Below are 15,701 nucleotides of genomic sequence, written 5' to 3'. Positions count from 1 at the left end.
TAGATACTGAATACCCGTTACGAATGAATTTAGAGCAATTAATCACCCAAGTACGTACCGAGTGGGGCATTGTCGGTTCAGTTGGCCTGCTTATAGGTACCCTCATCGCTGCATTTTTTATACACAAGGCCCTGTTTAAAGTACTGGAACGCTGGAGCCACCGGTCAGAAATGTCTGTAGGGCATTTGTTAAATAAACATCTCTACTATCCTACCAGATTTGTTGTGTTGATTTTGGCAGTCGTTAGTATTTCGCCCTTGCTAGGCATTTCTATTTCGCATGTACTGGGCCATATTTTAAGCATTTCCCTTATTGCTGCGGTAGCGTTTATGTTTATCCGGGCCATTTCTTTCGGCCGTGATGTACTTATTAAGTATTACGACCTGCAAGCAGCAAATAATTTAACGGCCCGCAAGGTTTATACTCAGTTTAAGATCATTGAAAGATTAGCTGTTTTTCTGATTGTACTCTTTGCTATAGGTATTGCCTTAATGACTTTCAATGAGATCCGGGAGATTGGGGTAAGTCTTCTGGCATCGGCAGGTATTGCAGGTATAATTGTAGGTTTTGCTGCCCAAAAAAGCCTGGGTACCTTGCTAGCTGGTATTCAAATAGCCATTGCACAACCCATCCGGATAGACGATGCCGTAATTGTGGAAGGAGAGTTCGGCCGGGTAGAAGAAATAACATTAACCTATGTTGTGCTAAAATTATGGGATCAACGCAGGCTCATTGTGCCTATTAATTACTTTCTGGATAAACCTTTTCAGAACTGGACACGGGTCACTACCGAACTAATTGGCAGTGTTTTTCTTTATGCCGACTATACAGCACCTATTGATGCCCTTCGGGAAGAATTTAACCGCACACTTAACAGTTCTCCCCTTTGGGACAAAAAAGTAGCTGCTTTGCAGGTAACCAATGCTACGGATAAAAGTATAGAAATCCGCATGATTATGAGTGCCACCAACTCAGGGGAAGCTTTCGACCTGCGTTGCCTGGTCCGGGAGAAAATGATTGGCTTCCTGCAGAAAAATTATCCGAATAGCTTGCCACGCACCCGTATGGATGTAGATCATATACCTCAGCAGGCAACATTAGTGGGTCCGGCAGCTTCCATGGCTACTCAGCTTAACAACGAGGCTGTTCCTTTTCCTAAAGGGCAATAAAGAAATAAGTGCCTATAAAAAATGTGGCTAAGCCCTTTGTTAGATGGAATAAACTTCTTACTTGCTATTTTATCTGGTAATGATTATAAAATAGCTTTATGCCATTCAAGAAATTAGTTACTTCTCTGCGTATTATATGTCTGGTAAGTATTTCTGTTACAACTTTTGCTCAGGATAACCCTCCCTATCCAACGTTAGGTAGAGTTGTAAGGGAGGATCCGCAATTAGATCAGTTGATTCCCAAAGATGCAAAAATAGAAGTACTAGCCACCGGATTCGAATGGACAGAAGGCCCTTTATGGATAAAGGACGGTGGGTATTTACTTTTTTCAGATATTCCTAACAATGCTATTATGAAATGGAAAGCCGGAGAAGGAATACGAGAATTTATGAAACCAGCCGGCTATACTGGTGTAGCCACCTACGGAGATGAACCAGGAAGTAATGGTTTAACGCTAGATAAACAAGGCAGATTGATAATATGTGAACACGGCGACCGCCGCATCTCCCGCATGGACTGGAATGGCGGCAAGCAAACCCTGGCTGACAACTATATGGGAAAGCGGTTCAATAGCCCGAATGACGCTGTGGTAAAGTCTAATGGAGATGTTTATTTTACCGATCCCCCGTATGGGCTGCCAAAAAAACAAGACGATCCACAACGTGAATTAGACTTCTTTGGTGTATTCCGCTGGTCTACGGATGGCAAACTAACCCTGCTCACCAAAGAGATGACCCGCCCCAATGGCATAGCTTTTTCACCGGATGAAAAAACACTCTATGTAGCTCAATCGGATAATGTAGCTATCTGGAAAGCTTTTCCGGTAAACGCCGATGGCACATTGGGCAAAAGCCGCATTTTTTATGATGCCTCTGCCGCTATGAACAAAATGCCCGGATCTCCCGACGGAATGAAAGTAGATAAGCAAGGGAACATATTCGCTACAGGACCAGGAGGCATTTATATATTTACACCAACTGGCAAACTACTTGGCCGCATAGAAACTGGCGTACCCACTGCTAACTGCGCATGGGGCGACGATGGCTCGGTATTGTATATTACCGCCGATATGTATTTGTGCCGTATAAAAACAAATACAATAGGTGTGGGCTGGTAACAAGCATTATAAGATTTATATGAGTACAATCGTCTATAAGTGATTGAAATAACATTCCGGCTAGGTTTGCGTACATGTAGGAAGTAATCAATTTTTACTTTATACAACTATGACTATACTTAAAACAATGTTTGTTATTGCTATAGGCACTTATGTAGCCTATGAATTCACTGTGAGAAACAGAAATCGTTTGTCAAGCTCAAGTGTTGATACTAAGCAACTGAAATCAGGAACTGAGGATAAACCTGTATTTGACCTTTAATCATTTTTCATAAGGTGAAAACAACCTGTAGTATTTTGAAGTTTAGTAAGTAAACTACAGTGAAAATTCTATATATTTAGTTTGCAGCAGATTTGAGAAAAATCTGCTGTTTTATTTTGTCTGCGCTTTGGGCAGATGCCCTGATATCTATCGCCTGCATACTATTTATGAAATTAACCGTAAGTCCGGATAACGTTCTGGAAACTATAGCTAAGTGGAGTGGCATGGCTCCTATGCCATTGGTTCATACAAATATTGCATTCATAAAAGCCCGAATAATTTTTGACGCCGTACATTTAGGAATATTCGAGGCACTAAAAGGAGAAAAAAAATCGTTGCCAGAGATTGCTGCTGCCTGCAATCTGAATGCCACTGCCCTACGCAGTATGTTAGGGGCTCTTACCTCAGCCGACTATTTAACCTATGCCAATGAAAAATTCGGACTGGCACCACAGGCTAAAAAATGGCTCTTAAAAGATGCTAAACAATCCTTATACTACCAGATGTTGTTTTCAGAAATCATGTGGGATTTTATGGGAGGATTAAGGGAATTCATGAAAACTGGCAGAGGACTTCAATACCACGATACATTTACAGCGGCCCAATGGGATAGTTATCAAAAAGGAATGTATGCCATTGCCAGAGTTACGTCTCCGGAAGTAGGCCAGAGAACCCCTTTGCCCAAAGGAGCTACTAAAATGTTGGATATAGGCGGCTCACACGGATTATACTCTGAAGAATTGTGCCGTCGGCATCCACTCCTTCACTCCACCATACTGGACTTGCCTGCAGCCGTAGAAAAGGCAAAACCTATTCTAGCCTCTTCGCCAGTAAAAGATAAGATTCATTATCTGCCTGGCGATGCGTTGCAAGATGATTTAGGTAATAACCAATATGACCTTGTATTTATGGCGAACTTGGTGCACCACTTTACGCATGAGCAAAATGTGGCCTTATGTAAAAAAATATATAAAGCCTTAAAACCTGGTGGGCATATAATAATTCAGGAGTTTATCCGCCCCGAAACACCTACATCGGCCGATCAGGTAGGTTCCGTGTTGGATGTCTTTTTTGCCCTTACGTCCACTTCCGGTACATGGGCCGTTAATGAAATTTCCAGATGGCAAAAAGAAGCAGGTTTCAAACCAAAAAAACAGATTAAATTTATTGCTATTCCTGGAGCAGCACAAGTAGTAGCCGTGAAACCTATCTAAAATAGAAAGGCACATACTATACAGCATGTGCCTAAAATACGCTTTGTAATATATAATGTTTATTGCTCCATCAGATACGCTTTAATATATTCATCCAGATCGCCATCCATCACATTCTGCACATCCGAACGTTCTATACCAGTCCGCAAGTCTTTTACTAGCTTGTAAGGGTGCATTACATAATTGCGGATTTGGGAGCCAAAATCTACCCGCTTTTTAGTGCTTTCTACTTTGTCGCGCTCTTCATTCCTTTTGTCAACTTCTAACTGGTACAAGCGCGATTTTAACATTTGCAAGGCCTTTTCTTTATTCTGCAACTGCGAACGCTCTTGCTGACATTCTACCACTAAACCAGAAGGCCTATGGCGCACCCGAACGGCTGTTTCTACCTTATTTACGTTCTGCCCACCGGCACCACCGGAACGGAAGGTATCCCATTCAATATCTGCCGGGTTTATTTCAATTTCTATGGTATCGTCTACTACTGGGTAAGCAAAAACAGAAGCAAAAGAGGTATGCCGCCTGCCTCCGGAATCAAAAGGAGAAATACGCACCAGCCGGTGTACGCCTATTTCAGCCTTTAAATAGCCATAGGCAAAAGGCCCATCAATTTCAAGCGTTGCCGACTTAATGCCGGCTCCTTCGCCTGGCTGGTAATTTAACTGCCGCACAGCAAATTTGTGGCTTTCGCCCCACATAATGTACATCCGCATCAGCATCTCGGCCCAGTCCTGGCTTTCGGTACCACCCGCCCCAGGATTTATTTCTATGATAGCACTGAGTTGGTCTTCCTCATTACTAAGCATTTTTTTGAATTCCAGTTCTTCTACGGCTTTCGCAACTTTTTTATATTCCGCACCTATTTCCTCATCCGACACATCGCCAGCCTGGTAAAACTCGTCCAGTGCTTCCAGGTCGCCGAACATAGTCTCTATATCGTCATAATCATCTGTCCACATTTTAAGGGACTTCATTGCCTTTAGTGTCTTTTCGGCTTCTTTTGGATCGTCCCAGAAGGTAGGTTGTACGGTTATTTTCTCCAGATCTTGAATTTCGGCATGTTTGGCATCATAGTCAAAGATACCTCCTCAAAGCGGCTATTCGCGCTTTCAGATCTTTCATCTGTTCTGTGGTCATAAGCTAATAATTTATCTGGCAAATATACGTCTTTCTGCTGTAAGTACGCAGGCAAGAGGCTGTATGTTCTCAGGATTGGGTAACTACAATAATGGAGGGATGTATTCCTATACGTAAAGTTTTACTAAATACTATCCCTTTACTACTTATTGCTATTATTCTGAAGTAAGCTGGGACTAATATCTTCTGCCGGCATACCAGGGGAGGTATCAAATGTGCTTAAGGCATGTAGTACAATTCCCTTTGTCCAAAAAAACAATGGCCACCAGAACCATAAATAGGCAGGGTTCGTAGCCATATTGAGTATGAACAGAAGCGTATTGACGATCAGAAAAATGGTGGCATGGGTATAAAACAACTTGATTTTATGTATTTTCTTTAATTCTTCTGTATACGGGTAGGTTAAACGATTCATAAGGGTAGGTTCCGATTGGTGAACCAAATATACCTAGGAGAGCACAGGCGGTAAAGTCAATAGTGATGAACTGTATAAAAGGCATGTTAAACCGGTAAATTTTATATGTGAACTGCAGGTAGATCCGAGTGTTTACTTTTACTGGCAAGATGTATGTTTAAAAAACAATTTAACTTTTCTTAAATTTCAATCGGCTGTTTTTCAGACACTTGTTTGCCAAACCTGTATTTGTTAAAGTAATTTTTATCAGAATAAAGTTCGATAAAAACTTTTTGGCACAAGAGTAGCTATATACAAAAGCACGGAAGGCCTTCCCTATTTATCACAAACGATTGAAAATCTGCAAATTATGCAGTTTTTCATTTTGTTCACCTAACTATATAATCCTATGAAAAAACTGTTTGTTTTAGTGGTAATGCTTGTAGCAGCTTCCCATATAATGGCGCAATCTACGTTTACCATAGGTCCACGTGTCGGCCTAAATTATACCAAAATCTCTAGCGATAATCAATCGAATGTAAATTATGAGTATATCCGTACCTGGTCTGGCGGTGCATTTGTGAGAGCTAATCTGGGTAAATTTTATGTACAACCCGAAGCCTATTTTAATACCAAAGGCAGCAATTTGCAAATCCGGCAAGACCCTAGCAATCCTGCTTCTCAGAACGTGAATGGCCGAATCAGGCTCTCTTCCCTGGATACTCCTTTACTTATTGGTTATAAACTGGCTGAAGGCAAACGCAAAAAATCTAACTTCAGAATTTATGGTGGCCCTGTAGCTTCTTTTGTGTTGAAAGAGAAAGAAAATGACCTGAAGCTGTTAAATGAGAATAGCTATGAGTTTAATAAGTCTAACATTGGGATACAAACAGGCGTAGGATTCGATCTGGGTAACCTTACATTTGATGCCCGCTATGAAACTGGGTTAAATCTGATTAATTCTTATTTTAACCAGCGGGCTAAAGTATTTCAGCTAAGTGTAGGCTTTAAATTGTTTTAAATTGAAAATACCCCCTCACAATCCTGAATCTTGTGAGGGGGTATTTTTTCTATAAAAATCTGCTATGCAGAGCCTTTATTTTTCTGACGGTTTCTTATTCTTTCCTGCCAATAAGTAAATATCTGCTACGACGTCTGTTTTGCCACTCTTCCGTTTCTCTGCCGGACTATCAAATACTACGAGCAGTTCGTGTTCAGATATCAATGTAATGCCTTCAGCTTTATCTTTGCCAGCATCCTTCCCCGTACCATGTGGAATATCAAACACCCGCTCTACCTGCTCTTCATACACTAGAGATTTCTTTACTTCTTTGGTTGCTGCCAAGGCATTTTTCCAGCGGTATACGGCTATAGTTCCATCCAGTTCCATGGTCGGCCCGGCTAATACTAATAAATCTTTTCCAGCGGGGGTTATTTCCCGTATGCCCATGCCAGCCAGATATAGAAAATGCTTCTTGTATTTTTTGTCTTTGGGGCCTATGGACTTTAACTCTATTGTCTGTTTATCTACCTCTTTGGTTTCAATCTCCAATATAATTGCCCAACCTCTGAGTACCGGACCACGCAAGCCCAGAAATATTCTGGAGCCATCCAGTGCAAGGCCTTCAATATCAAACCCATTGTCTTTGCCCGGTATTTTTAAGAAATTTTTCAGATGCTTATCTTTCTTCAAAGCATCCATTAACTCATTAGAATTAGCATCGCCTTTTAACCGGGCGGCTGTCAACTTTTTGTCCGGGTCTTCCGGATGAGGGCAAGACTTACACAGGACTAATTCGCCGGTTTTATCATCTTTTACAAGTGGAATACGGGCGAGTAAATACCGGTTAGGTTCTGCTTCAACTTTGGCTATGTGTTTTATCTGCTTTTTAACAGAATCGTCCTCTGAAGGTTTTTTGCGTTTCAATCCATGAGAACCTGTAATCCACAGATAATGGTTTTCGAAATCTATGCCTTCAATATCTATTTCTGAAATTTCTTCTTCAGATAAAGTAATATAATCAGACAGCTTAAAAAGGGTATGTTCATGATACCCATCGTCCGTTTTCTTTAGCCGTTCCAGGCTTATGCCTTCATCACAGGCAAGCCATAAATACTCACCTACTTTTACAATAGAAGACAACCCATCGCGTATGGGTTTCCTATCCCCATGGTCTTTGGTTGCTGCATTAAATTTTAATTTTACTTGTATTGGCTTCATGGGGTTCAGGTGTTTAAAATTACTGACCTAAAAGCCTTTTTAGCATATAGCTATGCCAGGGAAGTAATTTTGTATGTATAGCCTTCCATAATAAGGTTAGCTAATAATTTTTTACAAGCTGTTTCTACCAGTTGCCGGGCCGTATTCTCATCAGCTGCTTCCAGTTCCAGGGTAATGTGTCTCCCAATACGTACATCTTCTACCTGGGTTATACCTAAATTTCTCAATCCCAGCTTTACAGCTTTGCCTTGGGGGTCCAAAATTTCTTTTAGGGGCATTACATCAATTTCGGCAATAAATTTCATAATTCAATGTGTTAATAAGCTGATAGGCTGATAAATAATAGTTACTAGATGTTAACTCACATCGTTCCGGTTAAACAAGGATATTAAAATATACAAGGCAATAATAAACGGAATAGCAATGAATTGTAAGGTAAAAAGCAAAACTAAAGATAAAAACAGAAATATGTACTTAGGCCGGTTCTTTGAAAATGCATAGGAAGTAAACTTTAAGGCAAACAAAGGTATTTCGGCTACTAATAAGTAAGACATAAGCAACGTAAGGCCAACCAGAAAATAGGTATTCAGAATCAGGGTTTCGGCAGGTGGATATTGCCAGAGTATCAAGGGAAAAGAGCTGATCAGTAAAGCATTTGCAGGCGTAGGCACCCCAATAAAAGAGGTAGTCTGCCGGGTATCTACATTAAATTTAGCCAGGCGCAAGGCTGAAAATATACTTATCACAAAAGCCACGAAAGGCAACCAACTACTTCCTTCTGGTAAACTCCCGTTACTCATACTTTTGCCAATTAGGTGAAACAGAATCATGCCTGGCAATACACCAAACGTAACACAATCGGCCAGGGAATCCAGTTCTTTGCCGATGGATGAATAAGCTTTTAGCCATCTGGCCACAAAACCATCAAAAAAATCAAGCACGCCGGCAATGCCAGTGAGGTAAGCAGCTAATACCAGGTTGTCCTGAAAAGTAGCTACAATGCCAATGCATCCGCAAAACAGATTACCGCAGGTAAGTAAATTCGGGATATGTTTTTTCAAGATCAGGCGGACAGTTAATATATAAACTCCTACAAAAACCTATTAGCTTTTCCGGCCGTGAAATTAAACTAAATTAGCCAAATGTCGAGCTATTTTTTAAAGGTCTTCAAATAATATATAATTGCCAAACTGGTCGGTGGGCTGTGCAGGTTTGGTAAGCAGCTCAGAATTTTCATTAGCCTGTAGCAATTGGGCCGATACTGGGTAAGCTTTCATATTTTCCGCAGGATAAGGCAGCAGTAACTTTAAAGTCTCCTCGGCAGATAAGTTCTCATAGAGCCATGCTTTTTCATGCTCTAGAGGAAGTATGGCAGGCATATGCTTGCTGATATGTTGAATGACAGAAGTAGAAGAGGTGGTTAATATAGAACAATCTTTCTGCGATTCCTTAGTTTTACTAGTATTCCATACACCGGCCATAGCAAACGGCAGACTCCACTTCAATACTACTCTGTAGGGTAATTTTCCTTTTTTGGATACCCGCTTCCATAAGTAAAAGCCATCGGCCGGAATAATGCAACGGTTAGTAGTAAGTAGCTCATGCAGGGAAGGTTGTGAGGGAAGAGGGTCTGTGCTAATAACCGATACCTGTTTGAATTTGCTTGGGTCTTTAACTTGTGGAATATCCATTCCCCAATGCAGCAATGTTATCTCCACCGGAGCCTGTTGCATAATAGCCGGAATTTGCATACCTGGAGCAAAGTTAAAATTAGGCGCAGGTACCTGCTTTATTTTCAATCCAAACCTCCGGATGGTTTTCTCTTTTGAAAGTGTAAAAGAATATCTGTCGCACATGTAGAAAATAGCTCAGCAATCTACTATAGATGTCTGCTGCAAAGTTGGCAGATTATATACAGGCTAAAAAATAGAATGGCCATAAAATAATAAAATGCAGGGAGAAACCTCTCTGCATTTTACAAATGAAAACAATAAACTAATTTAAGTCACTTCGCAACACTACTTATGAAAACAATCTGACTTAAATTCCCTATGCCTAATATAACGGTAAAAATGAGAGAAGGTTCAAAATGGGTATAAATTTTAAAAAGAAAAGTTTAAATTTTTGATGAACGGGAGGTGCGAAGGGGAACAATCTATTTTTTTAACAAGCTGTTTATGAAGCTTTTTGCTGTATAAACTTTTCAATTAGTTGCCAGACCTTATCCGCTTTGATATCTTTAGGAGAAAGCAGAATATGGGCTTGCTGATAGAAGGGAGCCCGCTTCTGCCACATTCCCTGCAGCGTTTCTATAATCTCTGCCTGATTTTTCCCGGCAAATAAGGGGCGAGTCTGGACCTGATTTTTAGCCGGAGCTACGCGGCTAGCGAGTTGTTCAACAGGAATTTGTAGCAGCAGACTAATACCCATATGGTTTATCTGCTTCATGTTATCGTAAAAACAGGGTGCCCCCCCACCCGTAGCTACTACTATATTATCTTCTGCGCCTGTCGCTTGCAGAAGTGAGCTTTCCAGCTTCCTGAAATATTCTTCTCCTTTCTGGTTGAAAATTTCGCTGATCGGCATTCCCTCTGCATGAACAATGCGTTCGTCGAGGTCTACAAATATGTAGCTACGTTTACTGGCTAATGATTTTCCTAAGGTTGTTTTTCCGGAGCCGGGCATGCCCACCAGGTATATTCTCATATAAAAGCTTGCAGGTTAGTCGCTCAGCCGTATGCGGGGATCTGTAGCGGCATATAGTATATCTACAATAATGTTTACTACCACAAATATAAGCGCCACAAACAGGGTTGCCCCCATTACTACCGGAAAATCTTTTGTTTCAACGGATTTTATAGTTACCCATCCAAGTCCCTTCCAGTTGAAGATAACTTCCACGAAAAATGCACCTGCCATTAGCGAAGCCAGCCAACCGGACACCGCCGTAATAACCGGATTCAAAGCATTCTTCAGGGCATGCTTTACTACAATTACATAAAAATTTAGGCCTTTGGCATGGGCCGTACGGATATAATCCTGCGACAATACATCCAGCATAGAACTACGGGTAAGTTGAGTAATAATAGCTAAAGGACGGATACCCAGGGTAAATGCCGGAAGAATAATGTTTTCCAGATGTAACTCCCGGCCATAAATAGGATCAGTAACCCAGAGCTGACCGGTCATGTTTAGTCCGGTATAGTCTGCCAGGTAATACCCAAATACAATAGAAATAATAATAGCTGCCACAAACGAAGGAGCCGAAATACCTATTACTGATAAGCTGACTAAGGCATGGTCCCAAAAGGTATTTTGTTTAAGTGCCGCAATTAACCCGAATAGAATACCAACCCCAGTAGCAAATAACATGGCGACAAAAGCCAGCCAAAGGGTGCCTTCCAGGTTTTCAATAATAATTTCATCTACACGCTTATTTGTCTGGAAAGAGCGACGCAAATAAGGAGTTTTAGCCACCAAGACATTATCTCCCAAATTAGTTAATACCGAATAATCGTATTTAGCCTGATTTTCAGGAGTATCTTCGTAGATAGCAATCGGTGATAAATCTTTCATATAGAGTACCAGCTGCACTGGTAAAGACTTATCCAGACCAAAATCTTTGGCAATGGCCTCACGGGTAGAAACATCGGTACGCTGCCCGGCCATCATAGCTACCGGATCTCCCGGAAGGGCCTGGAAGAGAAAAAACACCACAATTAATACTCCTAGAATTACCAGAGAGCCATAAGCCATCCGTTTGAGTATAAATTTCAGCATAGGGTAAATATTTTATACATATAGTATCATGTGTAATCTTATGGTTTGGTTAGATGGTTTAAGTTAAATGTTCTTGTAGTGCTACTTCTGAGCTGCTTTACTTCCGCCAGCTAATGTTTGTATTGTTTCGGCATCAGGCAAAGATGCGGTAGGCCATTTGCCTACTATCGTTCCGTTTTGCATGAACAGCACTCCAGGATTGGTCCGGCTCATGGATTTCAGTACCGTGGCATCCGCGAAGTAGTAAGGCATGGCCAGTTGATGTTCGTGTCTGAAAGCCTCAAAAGTAGCTTCATCTGCTGCTGTTAATACGACAGGCTCAATGTTACTGCCTTTTAAGGATTTGGCTAGTGTATTTACTTTCTTAACACCTTCAGTGTTAGTTTTCTCTACATTTTGAATAATAATAAGCAGCTTGTTGCCTGTAAAAGTTTCCTGCGTATGATCTCCTTCGCTGTTCCATACGGCATAGTCTGTTACTTTGGGTTGTGCTTCCGGGTTTAGCAACACCATTTCCTTAAATACATAGGTGGTATCAGTGGGGTATTGGGTAAGTTCTACAATTTTTCCATCTTTTTCCATCTTGTAAGCATATTCCAGTTTAGCCGAAGGCTGCATTAATTTTGGCAAGTTGGCTCCTTGCTTATATGGCAGGAAATCTACCGGAGGCATGTACACAATGGCATAGACCGCTACGAAGACAGAACCTAGCAATGAAGCACCCATAACTACATTTCCAGTCCTGGAAGGCGTATTAGTTGCCAAGTGCCTCTTCTGGCTAAACAGGAAGAGAGTGAGTACAAGCAATATCACATCTTTGGTAAAGGAACTCCAGGGGGTAAGTTTAATGGCATCGCCAAAACAACCACAATCAGTTACCTTATTAAAATAGGCCGAGTAAAAAGTAAGAAAAGTAAAAAATATAATCAGCAGCAGCAAAATCCATAGAGTGGTACGCATCTTATATTTAATAAGTACGGCAACTCCAAGTATTACCTCTGCCACACATAACAAAACCGAAATATATAATGCCAGCGGAATCAGCCCATGGAAAAGACCAGCCATAGCCGGAATATCTGTAGCAAATACATCAAAATATTCTTCCAGTTTAATTTGCGTACCTACCGGATCATTCAGTTTTATTAATCCGGAAAATACAAATAGAATGCCTACAAAATACCGGGCTATCTGCGTAAGAAGATACATAAGCTGCTAGGAGGATGTGAAAAATTAGAAATTTGTTGTTGGTTTGCTAGCTGGTAGCTTTGTAATAGGCAACCAGCAGTATATAAACATCCCCATCGAATTTAAGAAATTTTCTAAATTATTGATTTGAGGGACATATTAAGCTACGTATGAAATATTCTTTTTCTTGGCTAAATCTTTCCTTTTAAATGGCACAATCATTCTGCCTTTTTACCTAAACCCATTTTTATCAGGCAGAACACAGAATAATTAATAATATCCTGATAGCCGGCGTCCACGCCTTCCGAAACCAGTGTTTTACCCTTATTGTCTTCTATTTGCTTAATGCGGAAAAGCTTCATCAAAATGATATCCGTCATGGAACTGACACGCATATCGCGCCAGGCTTCTCCATAATCGTGGTTTTTATTCATTAGCAAATAAAGGGTATTGCTGGCTTCCTTTTCATATAACTCCTTCAGATCTTCGTAGGGCATATCCAGAGGTGCATCTGCCGGTAAGCGCATCTGAATTAAGGCGATAATGCAATAGTTAATAATGCCAATAAATTCAGAAGCAATCGGATCTTCCACTTTCTGACTACCTTTTTCCTGAATGGAGCGGATACGCTGGGCTTTAATGAAGATCTGGTCGGTAATAGAAGGCAGCCGTAGTATTCGCCAGGATGTGCCGTAATCTTTGGTTTTTTTCTCAAATAACTCCTGACATATACTTACGATATGCTGATAATCTTTTTCTGTCTGCGTAACCAAAACTTTTAGTGATTTTGTAGTGAGTAAGAGCTCAAATTTACATAAATTTGATTGTTCGCAGAAAAAATTGTAGACTAATGTAATGCCCGATACCCGAGACAGTGTTTTTCGCACCAATAGTACACTTCGTTTGCGCGGTAATCTTCTAGACCTTTCTGCACCTCTGGTAATGGGTATTCTCAATATTACTCCTGATTCCTTTTATGCAGGAAGCCGGGCCAGCAATGTAGAAACAGCCGTAGAACGAGCCGGACAAATGATAACGGATGGGGCAACTATACTAGATATAGGCGGGTATTCGTCGCGGCCGGGAGCATCAGCCATAAGTCTTGAAGAAGAACTAGACCGGGTTCTACCTGTTATTGAGGCTATCCTTCATCAATTTCCGGATACCTATATTTCTATAGACACTTTCCGGGCAGAAGTGGCCAGGCAATCAGTAGAAGCTGGCGCTTGTCTGGTGAATGATATTTCCGGAGGTTCACTCGATGACCGTATGTTTGAAACAGTAGCTAGTTTGCAAGTACCCTATGTAGTAATGCACATGCGTGGTACACCGCAGACTATGAAATTATTAACAAGCTACGAAAATCTGTTGAAGGAATTGATTGATTATTTTCAGCAGAAGGTTTACCAGCTGCGGCAGGCAAACATAAAGGATATTATTCTGGATGTAGGATTCGGCTTTGCCAAAGCGATTGAACAGAATTATTTTCTGTTGAAAAATATGGAGGTCTTTCAGATTTTAGGATTACCCCTATTAGCCGGGCTTTCCAGAAAATCTTTAATTTATAAAAAATTGAATATTCCGGTGAGTGAAAGCCTAAATGGCACAACTGTGTTAAACACGCTTGCACTTACAAAAGGGGCATCAATTTTGCGCGTACATGATGTAAAGGAAGCGGTAGAAACGGTAAAACTTTTTCAGGCATATAACGATTAACCTATATGTGGAAAGGTAACAATTACGTTATACATACCATTCACCCCAATATTTTACCGGCTATCTGAATGCCGGATAAGATAATTGAAAAGCAAGTACATTTGATTACTAGATAAAATTACAACTGGATGAGGCTACTTTTTTCCATAGGCTTTTTACAGATCTCCTGGGTGGATGTGATAGACATTTCTCTAGTTACTTACCTGCTCTACCAGTTGTATAAGCTTATGCGGGGTAGTGTAGCCATAAAAGTCTTCCTGGGTTTCTTATCTATCTATCTTTCGTATCTCATCGTAAAAGCGGCTGAAATGGAATTGCTCACCGCAATTCTTGGGCAGTTTATGGGTGTAGGTGTTATTGCAGCCCTGATTTTATTTCAACAGGAAATCCGTAAGTTTCTTTTATTAATTGGCAAAAGTACAGTTTTTAATAACGAACATTTATTCAGTTTTCCCTGGCGGCGCGCCTTGTCTGAAAAACAAATTTCCATTACCCCAATTGTAGAAGCAGCGAAAACCATGTCGGCAGCCAATACCGGAGCTTTAATCGTGTTTGCCCGGGATTCGGAATTAAAATTTTATACAGACTCAGGCGACGAACTAGATGCAATTATTTCCAAACGCTTGTTAATCTCTATCTTCAATAAATATAGCCCGATGCACGATGGTGCCGTAATTATCGTGAAAAACCGTATAAAAGCTGCCCGCTGTATATTACCCGTTTCTGAAAATGATGCGTTGCCAGCCTCTTTCGGCTTGCGCCACCGGGCAGCTATTGGCCTCACCGAAATTACCGATGCTGTCGTGCTGGTAGTGTCGGAAGAAACTGGCCAGATATCTCTGGTGGTAAATGGCCGGGTTATGCATAACCTTTCTGGTCAGGAATTACGCAACAAGCTTAATCAATACCTGCTGGAATCTAAAGAAGAAGAGGAAGCCGTCCGTCTGAAACCAGAAGATGTCCGCAATGCCAAGGAAACGGCATAGGATATGGCCTGTTTTCTATAAATGGCCGTTAATAAGTGTTATTTCAGTAAAACACTACCATACAGGCTCATTTTCCCTGCTGGTTATTTCTGTGGCTCATAAGTTGCAATTTCTATCGGCTTATATACAATGCAACGGTTATTTATTTTACAATCTGAAAATTCTGATAAATGAGGCAAGGTGGAAAAATAATCTTTAAATCGCTGCCGTACTTCTCCATCGCCTTCCCGCCCTTCTATCACATAGATAATGGGTATGATGAATGGTTTACTCTTAACCGTACGGCCATCTTCTAACCTGCTTGGCAACCAAAGCCCATTTGATAATTTAAGTACCCGTTTTACTTCGTCCGTAGCCAAAGAATCACTGCTTGCATATATATATAGATACTATCTATAGTACCACGGCTACTAACTTCAAACATCATCCCTACCATAAAGCCAGCCTTAGTTTGATCTTCCCTAAGAGCAGAAGGGTATATTATATTTTTATAAAGAAATTTTTCCAGACCCATACTAT

Annotated in this window: 17 protein-coding genes; 6 read left to right on the top strand and 11 right to left on the bottom strand. The window is 40.9% G+C overall.

Going from position 1 to position 15,701, the window contains the following annotated elements; genetic code table 11:
- Positions 1-23: 23 nt before the first annotated feature.
- The 3 genes from Q0590_RS14115 (at position 24) to Q0590_RS14105 (ending at position 3,763) form a co-directional block, all read left to right on the top strand.
- Positions 24-1,169: a mechanosensitive ion channel family protein gene (locus Q0590_RS14115; protein WP_302038203.1), complete on the top strand. Its 1,146-nt coding sequence runs from the start codon at positions 24-26 to the stop codon at positions 1,167-1,169.
- A 98-nt stretch (positions 1,170-1,267) separates the two neighbouring features.
- Positions 1,268-2,287, top strand: a complete 1,020-nt coding sequence (locus Q0590_RS14110) for an SMP-30/gluconolactonase/LRE family protein (RefSeq protein ID WP_302038202.1) — start codon at positions 1,268-1,270, stop codon at positions 2,285-2,287.
- Between the two features lie 429 nt (positions 2,288-2,716).
- Positions 2,717-3,763 (top strand): class I SAM-dependent methyltransferase, encoded by a 1,047-nt coding sequence (locus Q0590_RS14105; RefSeq protein WP_302038201.1) that lies wholly within the window; start codon positions 2,717-2,719, stop codon positions 3,761-3,763.
- A gap of 59 nt (positions 3,764-3,822) precedes the next feature.
- On the opposite strand, the gene prfB is transcribed toward Q0590_RS14105, so the two are convergent.
- Both prfB and Q0590_RS14095 read right to left on the bottom strand, forming a co-directional pair.
- Positions 3,823-4,900, bottom strand: a protein-coding gene (prfB, locus tag Q0590_RS14100) for a peptide chain release factor 2 (protein WP_302038200.1) whose coding sequence is annotated in 2 segments (ribosomal slippage) — positions 3,823-4,839 and positions 4,841-4,900 — 1,077 coding nt in all. Because the reading frame shifts where the segments join, the coding sequence is not laid out codon by codon here.
- A 142-nt stretch (positions 4,901-5,042) separates the two neighbouring features.
- Entirely contained in the window at positions 5,043-5,315 is a 273-nt protein-coding gene (locus Q0590_RS14095) for a 2TM domain-containing protein (protein WP_302038199.1), read from the bottom strand.
- 388 nt (positions 5,316-5,703) lie between these two features.
- On the opposite strand from Q0590_RS14095, the gene Q0590_RS14090 reads away from it, so the two are divergent.
- Positions 5,704-6,315 carry a porin family protein gene (locus Q0590_RS14090; RefSeq protein WP_302038198.1) on the top strand — a complete coding sequence of 204 codons (612 nt, stop codon included), beginning with the start codon at positions 5,704-5,706 and terminating at the stop codon, positions 6,313-6,315.
- 75 nt (positions 6,316-6,390) lie between these two features.
- Here Q0590_RS14090 and Q0590_RS14085 read toward each other — a convergent pair whose 3' ends face one another.
- The 8 genes from Q0590_RS14085 to Q0590_RS14050 all read right to left on the bottom strand — a co-directional run bounded on the left by Q0590_RS14085 (position 6,391) and on the right by Q0590_RS14050 (position 13,253).
- Positions 6,391-7,515: a DUF3616 domain-containing protein gene (locus tag Q0590_RS14085; protein ID WP_302038197.1), complete on the bottom strand. Its 1,125-nt coding sequence runs from the start codon at positions 7,513-7,515 to the stop codon at positions 6,391-6,393.
- Positions 7,516-7,565: 50 nt separating this feature from the next.
- Positions 7,566-7,820 (bottom strand): phosphoribosylformylglycinamidine synthase subunit PurS, encoded by a 255-nt coding sequence (purS, locus tag Q0590_RS14080; RefSeq protein WP_302038196.1) that lies wholly within the window; start codon positions 7,818-7,820, stop codon positions 7,566-7,568.
- Positions 7,821-7,871: 51 nt separating this feature from the next.
- Positions 7,872-8,582, bottom strand: coding sequence for a CDP-diacylglycerol--serine O-phosphatidyltransferase (gene pssA, locus Q0590_RS14075; protein ID WP_302038424.1), 711 nt, complete (start codon positions 8,580-8,582; stop codon positions 7,872-7,874).
- Between the two features lie 90 nt (positions 8,583-8,672).
- A complete protein-coding gene (locus Q0590_RS14070; RefSeq protein ID WP_302038195.1) occupies positions 8,673-9,371 on the bottom strand; it encodes an SOS response-associated peptidase in 699 nt (232 codons plus the stop codon).
- 319 nt (positions 9,372-9,690) lie between these two features.
- Positions 9,691-10,221, bottom strand: coding sequence for a shikimate kinase (locus Q0590_RS14065; RefSeq protein WP_302038194.1), 531 nt, complete (start codon positions 10,219-10,221; stop codon positions 9,691-9,693).
- A gap of 15 nt (positions 10,222-10,236) precedes the next feature.
- Positions 10,237-11,295, bottom strand: a complete 1,059-nt coding sequence (locus tag Q0590_RS14060) for an ABC transporter permease (protein WP_302038193.1) — start codon at positions 11,293-11,295, stop codon at positions 10,237-10,239.
- 81 nt (positions 11,296-11,376) lie between these two features.
- On the bottom strand, positions 11,377-12,501 hold the full coding sequence (locus tag Q0590_RS14055; protein WP_302038192.1) for a BT_3928 family protein: 1,125 nt from the start codon (positions 12,499-12,501) through the stop codon (positions 11,377-11,379).
- A gap of 197 nt (positions 12,502-12,698) precedes the next feature.
- Positions 12,699-13,253, bottom strand: a complete 555-nt coding sequence (locus tag Q0590_RS14050; protein ID WP_302038191.1) for a DUF1599 domain-containing protein — start codon at positions 13,251-13,253, stop codon at positions 12,699-12,701.
- An 82-nt stretch (positions 13,254-13,335) separates the two neighbouring features.
- Between Q0590_RS14050 and folP the strand changes: the two genes are divergently transcribed.
- Complete coding sequence (folP, locus tag Q0590_RS14045; protein ID WP_302038190.1) at positions 13,336-14,196, top strand: dihydropteroate synthase; 861 nt, start codon at positions 13,336-13,338, stop codon at positions 14,194-14,196.
- A 128-nt stretch (positions 14,197-14,324) separates the two neighbouring features.
- Positions 14,325-15,182 (top strand): diadenylate cyclase CdaA, encoded by an 858-nt coding sequence (gene cdaA / locus Q0590_RS14040; protein ID WP_302038189.1) that lies wholly within the window; start codon positions 14,325-14,327, stop codon positions 15,180-15,182.
- 83 nt (positions 15,183-15,265) lie between these two features.
- On the opposite strand, the gene Q0590_RS14035 is transcribed toward cdaA, so the two are convergent.
- Entirely contained in the window at positions 15,266-15,541 is a 276-nt protein-coding gene (locus tag Q0590_RS14035) for a hypothetical protein (protein ID WP_302038188.1), read from the bottom strand.
- Between the last annotated feature and the right edge of the window lie 160 nt (positions 15,542-15,701).

Origin of the sequence: Rhodocytophaga aerolata, assembly GCF_030503435.1 — a bacterium.
Classification (GTDB): Bacteria; Bacteroidota; Bacteroidia; order Cytophagales; family 172606-1; genus Rhodocytophaga; species Rhodocytophaga aerolata.
The sequence above is the reverse complement of the archived record's forward strand: the minus strand, read 5'-3'. Positions and strand labels throughout refer to the sequence as shown.

Bases quoted from the DNA above. Each gene is read 5' to 3' on its own strand.
- Q0590_RS14115 (WP_302038203.1), top strand. From the start codon at position 24: ATGAATTTAGAGCAATTAATCACCCAAGTACGTACCGAGTGGGGCATT.
- Q0590_RS14110 (WP_302038202.1), top strand. From the start codon at position 1,268: ATGCCATTCAAGAAATTAGTTACTTCTCTGCGTATTATATGTCTGGTA.
- Q0590_RS14105 (WP_302038201.1), top strand. From the start codon at position 2,717: ATGAAATTAACCGTAAGTCCGGATAACGTTCTGGAAACTATAGCTAAG.
- Q0590_RS14095 (WP_302038199.1), bottom strand. From the start codon at position 5,315: ATGAATCGTTTAACCTACCCGTATACAGAAGAATTAAAGAAAATACAT.
- Q0590_RS14090 (WP_302038198.1), top strand. From the start codon at position 5,704: ATGAAAAAACTGTTTGTTTTAGTGGTAATGCTTGTAGCAGCTTCCCAT.
- Q0590_RS14085 (WP_302038197.1), bottom strand. From the start codon at position 7,515: ATGAAGCCAATACAAGTAAAATTAAAATTTAATGCAGCAACCAAAGAC.
- purS (WP_302038196.1), bottom strand. From the start codon at position 7,820: ATGAAATTTATTGCCGAAATTGATGTAATGCCCCTAAAAGAAATTTTG.
- Q0590_RS14070 (WP_302038195.1), bottom strand. From the start codon at position 9,371: ATGTGCGACAGATATTCTTTTACACTTTCAAAAGAGAAAACCATCCGG.
- Q0590_RS14065 (WP_302038194.1), bottom strand. From the start codon at position 10,221: ATGAGAATATACCTGGTGGGCATGCCCGGCTCCGGAAAAACAACCTTA.
- Q0590_RS14060 (WP_302038193.1), bottom strand. From the start codon at position 11,295: ATGCTGAAATTTATACTCAAACGGATGGCTTATGGCTCTCTGGTAATT.
- Q0590_RS14055 (WP_302038192.1), bottom strand. From the start codon at position 12,501: ATGTATCTTCTTACGCAGATAGCCCGGTATTTTGTAGGCATTCTATTT.
- folP (WP_302038190.1), top strand. From the start codon at position 13,336: ATGCCCGATACCCGAGACAGTGTTTTTCGCACCAATAGTACACTTCGT.
- cdaA (WP_302038189.1), top strand. From the start codon at position 14,325: ATGAGGCTACTTTTTTCCATAGGCTTTTTACAGATCTCCTGGGTGGAT.